5 protein-coding genes are annotated in these 5,090 nt (G+C 69.7%); 1 reads left to right on the forward strand and 4 read right to left on the reverse strand.

The window, feature by feature from the left end:
* Nucleotides 1–2,054 (reverse strand): FtsX-like permease family protein (locus tag ABT300_RS41155; RefSeq protein WP_351687474.1); only part of this gene is annotated, 2,054 nt, incomplete at its 3' end.
* A gap of 5 nt (nt 2,055–2,059) precedes the next feature.
* Nucleotides 2,060–2,737, reverse strand: coding sequence for an ABC transporter ATP-binding protein (locus ABT300_RS41160; RefSeq protein ID WP_351687463.1), 678 nt, complete (start codon nt 2,735–2,737; stop codon nt 2,060–2,062).
* A gap of 45 nt (nt 2,738–2,782) precedes the next feature.
* Between ABT300_RS41160 and ABT300_RS41165 the strand changes: the two genes are divergently transcribed.
* On the forward strand, nt 2,783–3,409 hold the full coding sequence (locus ABT300_RS41165) for a PadR family transcriptional regulator (protein WP_351687466.1): 627 nt from the start codon (nt 2,783–2,785) through the stop codon (nt 3,407–3,409).
* A 221-nt stretch (nt 3,410–3,630) separates the two neighbouring features.
* Here ABT300_RS41165 and ABT300_RS41170 read toward each other — a convergent pair whose 3' ends face one another.
* Both ABT300_RS41170 and ABT300_RS41175 read right to left on the reverse strand, forming a co-directional pair.
* The gene (locus ABT300_RS41170) at nt 3,631–4,014 is read right to left on the reverse strand and encodes a YrdB family protein (protein WP_351687469.1); all 384 of its coding nucleotides are present in this window, start codon (nt 4,012–4,014) and stop codon (nt 3,631–3,633) included.
* Between the two features lie 166 nt (nt 4,015–4,180).
* Nucleotides 4,181–4,690 carry a hypothetical protein gene (locus ABT300_RS41175; protein ID WP_351687472.1) on the reverse strand — a complete coding sequence of 170 codons (510 nt, stop codon included), beginning with the start codon at nt 4,688–4,690 and terminating at the stop codon, nt 4,181–4,183.
* Between the last annotated feature and the right edge of the window lie 400 nt (nt 4,691–5,090).

Genomic DNA, 5,090 nt, shown 5'->3' on the forward strand with positions numbered 1-5,090 from the left:
GTGCCCGCGGCCAGCCCGATCACCTCGAGTTCGCCGAGGATCAGCCGGAGGATCTCCGACGCGCTCCAGCCGACGCAGCGCAGCGTGCCGATCTCGGTGCGGCGCGAGCGTACGGAGGCCAGGGCGGCCTGGGCGAGGAAGAGTCCGCAGACCACCAGGACCAGTCCGAACAGCACCGCGCTCTTGGCGTCCACGGCCCGCAGGATCTTCAGGGCGACGCCCTTGGCGACCCAGTACTCGGTCACCTTGACGCCTCCCGGCAGTGCCACGGTCTGCGGGGCGGGCGAGCTGCCGACGGTGACGTCCACCTGGAGTCCGGGGTAGGCGGTGCGGATCTGCCCGGCGACGGAGTTGACGCGGGCGCGGGAGGCGGGGTCCACGCCGGTCACTCCCGCCACCCGGATGCGGATGGCGCTGACGGGTGCCTTCTCCTGCGCGGTGGGCTTTCTGCGGCTGTGGGTGATGACGGAGAGCGAGTCGAGCGTGGTGAGCAGGGTGGGCGGCGGGCTGAGGTAGCCGCCGAGGTTGCGGTCGGGGCGCAGCGGCTGGTTGCCGAGGGCGGCCCGGGAGGCCGCGTCGGCACCGGTGACCTGCGGGGAGCGGTAGGTCTCCAGGGGGACCTGGGCGAGGGCGGAGAAGCCGCGCAGTCTGTCGGTGTCGTAGCGGCCGACGATGTTCAGGACCGGTGTCGGGCCGCGCCCGGCGTCCTTGCCCACGCACGTCTTGAAGGCCATGCAGTCGGTCGATGCATGGGCGGTGACCTCACGGAACTGAGTGCCGGTGTTCTCCTCCGGGACGTTCGGCACCAGGTCGTCCTCGACGTTGGTCCGCCACATGTCGCGCGGCTGGGCGGAGCGGGTCCGCGCGGTGAGACCGTCTTCGGTGGCGCGGTAGTCGACGGGGCCGGCGGTCCAGTACAGGGGTACCTCGAAGTCGTCGCCACTGGTGATGGTGCGGAAGCCGGCGTCGAGGTCGGCGGTCACCTCGCCTGCGGCGCTGCCGTGCAGGCCGTTGACGTAGTCGTGGGCCTTGGGGCTGGCCAGCTCGGCGGGCAGGGCGGCGGGATCGGCGACGTCGAGCCGCTGGACGGTGGCCTTCAGGGCGCCGGCGGTGAGGGTACGACTGCTGAGGATGACGGGGACCTGGTAATCGTGCTGCCGTTCGGACTCCACCGGGTTCAGGTCGAAGGCGTCGGGCCCCCAGAAGGGCTTGTCCTCGTCGGTGAGCATCCGGCCCGAGGTGACCGCGCCGCCCAGACCGACCAGCCGGTCCTCGGCGGCCGGGTCGATCGCCGACAGGAGCACCGGGTAGGCGACGGGGATCTGCGCCGTGGCCTTGCCGTCGCCCGGTACGCAGGTCATCCGGGAGCGGGCGTCGGGGGTGAAGGCCGTCTTGGGGACGGGGTTCCACACGAACAGCGGCTGGGGCAGCCGCTCCCCCAGGCTGTCGAATGTGTCCCCCTTCTTGTCCTCGTTGTAGAACCAGCACACCGCGTACTTCTTGTCGCCGTCGATCTCGTGCTGGAGTTCGGGCCAGGTGTTGTCGGCCTCGTTCCACTTCTCGTACGTGACGATCGGTTTGCGGGTCAGGTAGACGTATTGGTCGGCCATCGGATAACTGCTCAGTCCGGCCTGCAGCGTCGGTGTGAGGCGCAGGAGTTGGGCGGGCGCATCGCTGTCGCGGAAGGCGGACACGTCGACAGGGACCGTGCTCTGCACCATGAGATAGCCGATGTTGGCGACCGGTGCGGCGGTCTCGATCCCGGCGAGGGACCTGATGTGTTCGTACTGGCCGAGGGTGATGCCGCCGAACACGCCGGACAGGAAGTTGGCCTCGACCAGGCCCTGCTCCTTCTCGACGGCGCTGCCGGCGCCCGGCGGACGGACCAGGATGTCGTAGGCCGAGCGGGAGCTCTCCTCGACGAGGCCGGTGGTGCGGGCCTGACTGGTGGTGACCGTCGCGGTGAGCAGGGTGAAGCTGGTGGCGGCGACCAGGATGCCCGAGGCGAGCGCCAAGGCGCGGGAGCGGCGGCGCCACAGCTGGGACAGGATCATGGTGATCACGGGCGCAGGCCTCCGAGCCGGTCGAACACGTCGTCGTCGGGGGCTATTCGCTCGTCGGCGACGATCCGACCGTCGTGCAGCCGGACGATCCGGTCGCAGCTCACGGCGACCTCGGGGTCATGGGTGGTGAGCAGCAGGGTCATGCCGTAGCGCTCGCGCAGGGAGAGCAGGAGATCGATGATCTCCCGCCCGGTCGCGCTGTCGAGGTTGCCGGTCGGCTCGTCCGCGAGGAGGACGCCCGGACGGTTGATCAATGCCCTTGCTGTCGCGACCCGTTGCTGCTGGCCGCCGGAGAGTTCGGACGGCAGGGCGTCGGCGCGGGCGGCGAGGCCGACGGCTCCCAGGAGTTCCATGGCGCGGGCCCGCCGGTCGAAGTCCACCCTGCGGGGCAGCACGGGCGCGAGGACGTTGTCCAGCACGGTGAGCGCGGGCAACAGGTGGAAACGCTGGAAGACGAACCCGATCCTGCGCCGGTGCGCATCCAGTCGGCGGGCCGTCAGTTCCACGTAGTCCACCTCGATCGCCCCCTCGTCCGGCCGATCCATGCCGCCGACCAGGTGCAGCACGGTGGACTTCCCCGAACCCGACGGGCCGGTGACCGCGACCGCCTCGCCGTCGCCGATCTCCAGATCGACGCCGTCCAGGGCGACCAGCCCCGGATACCGGCGAGTCACGCCCCTTAACCTCACACCCACTGACGGTCCTCCTACATTGTGGCAATGCAGCGGTACATTGTCACAATCCAGGAGGTGTGTAAATTGCCGCTGCACCACGCCGTGCTCGCCCTGCTGACCGAGGGCGAGAGTCATGGGTACGAGCTCAAGGGCCGCTTCGAAGAGGCCATCGGCCCGCAGTGGGGCGGCCTCAACATCGGCCACCTGTACCAGATCCTCGACCGGCTGGTCCGCGACGGCTTCGTCACCCGGTCCCAGGTGGCCCAACCGGACCGGCCCGACAAGACCCTCTACCGACTCACCCCGGCCGGGCAGCAGGAGGTGCGGGACTGGGCCACCAGTGCATGGGTGCGCACGAGCGGGTTCCGTGACGAGCTTTTCCTGAAGCTGTTCGGCGCCTGCGCGCTCGGCGCCGAAGCGCTGGAGGAGTTCGTCGCGGCGCAGCGCCAGACCTACCTCTCCGAACTCGCCGGGCTGACCCGGCTGCGCCGCACGCACACCGGCGACCCGCTGGTGTCCCTCCTCCTCGACGCAGCCATCGGCCACACCAAGGCCGACCTGGAGCTGGTGGAGGGCGCGGCGGTCCGGCTCGCGCCGCCGACCGCACGGGGCGGAGCCGCGGCCGCGGCGGACGACGACTCGGGTGAGGTCAGCCGCCGTCGCCCGGCATGAAGAGACTCACCGGCGGGCCCGGCGCTTGCCCGCGCCGGAGACCTTGCCGCCTCCCCACGCCGCCTTGAACGACTCGGTCTCGCCGGGCGGGAGGCGGGCACCGGCTCTGACCAGGCGACGAGATGCGGTGCGGTGATTGCCCGTCAGCGAGCCTGGGCGGACTCGGTGAGCGGGACGATCGTCGCGACTGCGGCCGGGGGCCGTCGGATCTCGGCCTGAGTTCAATGGGTGAGCAGCCACCAGATCCGGTCGTACGAGGCGACGTGGAAGAGGACCAGAATCGTCAGGCCCCAGATCGCGGTGCGCCGCATTCGAGCCGCGTGCAACGCAGCCACAGCTCCGAAGAAGACCGCGAGTTCGAGCACCAACCGCACCGGGCCAGGAGTCTCCACGTCGGTGTCCCCGGAACGCGCCTCGTCGCCCGAGACCGCGAAGGTTCCCCATGCCCAGCCGATGACGACGGGTACGGCGACGACCAGGATCCAGCGCCACGGGGACGCCGTTGTCCGCCAGGCCCACAACGCGAAGGAGCCCAGGGCAGCCAGTTCGAGTATGAACCGCAGTCCGAGCATGACCGGGTTGTAGGCCAGGGCAACGGTTATCACTGTTGTGCCTCCACAGCGGTGGTCCTCGTGCAATCGATCAAGATCAATGGTCCGGGCGACGCAAGACGAAGCGGTGGCCCCCGTCAGGACTGCAGGGCCATGATCCCCGCGGGTTCGAGGAGACCGAAAGACCTTCAGCCTGGACCCATGGGTTTACCGGTCTGCTTCAGGTCGGTGGACCCGTGGGTTCGGTTGGAACACACGGGTGCTGGGCGAGGCGGTGCGCTTCGGCCGTGACCTCGGCGTCGATCTGCGCTTCTGTTCTCCCGCCGTATTCAGAGACGTCGTAGTCGTCGTCCAGGTTGGCGATTGCTGCGACCATAGGCAGCTCGTGGCCGAAACGACCGTGGATCCGGAAGGCCAGCTGGCGTGGCGTCAGCTCGCCGGCCAGCATCCGGGCGACAAGTGCTCGTGCGGCGGCTTCCTGTCCGGCGACGCTGTCCGCCGGGTGGAAGGTGAGGCCCAGTTCGTCGAGTGCCGGGGGAAGGAGGTCGGGGACGTCGTAGTCCGCCTCCGCGCGTGTGCACGCGGCCAAGATCCGCAGGGCGGGACTGTCGAGGCCGGCGACGAGTGCATCACAGGCAGCAGCGACGACGTCGGTTGCGCAGATCTCGCCCATTCTCCAGAGAACGGCACGATCCTGAAGCTGGCGGGCTGCTGGTTCGGTCGACGGCATCTGTCCATGATCTCGTCACTGGGTTGAGCGGGTCGAGTGGGTTTCACCCCGATGCTGTTCGGCAGTGTCAGCGCGACCGCTGCAGAAGCGTGTCGCAGCCTGTCGAGAAATTGACACACCCCTGCCGGCGTGACATGAGACGGCGCCACCCCACTCCCCGTGCGTGTCGTATCGCCGGTGCCCCTTCTGGTGCCCTTTCGGACCTGGGCGGGTCCGGGGCCGTGCCGGTATACCCCACCTACAGGGACGATCCTGACCGGCGGTTCGGCAACCACGACGAGGGCGGTATGCGCGGCTATCAGCAACAGCCAGATCCCAACGACCGGGCCCGGAACGGGCAGCGGGGAGCGGACCGGCCGGCGGCGCGCACGACGGTGACCCCGGCCGCGGCAGGGCTCCG

This window comes from Streptomyces sp. NPDC001027 (assembly GCF_040299045.1).
Classification (GTDB): Bacteria; Actinomycetota; Actinomycetes; order Streptomycetales; family Streptomycetaceae; genus Streptomyces.

Excerpts from the sequence above, each read along its gene's own strand:
- ABT300_RS41165 (WP_351687466.1), top strand. The coding sequence starts at position 2,783 with ATGCAGCGGTACATTGTCACAATCCAGGAGGTGTGTAAATTGCCGCTG.
- ABT300_RS41175 (WP_351687472.1), bottom strand. The coding sequence starts at position 4,690 with ATGCCGTCGACCGAACCAGCAGCCCGCCAGCTTCAGGATCGTGCCGTT.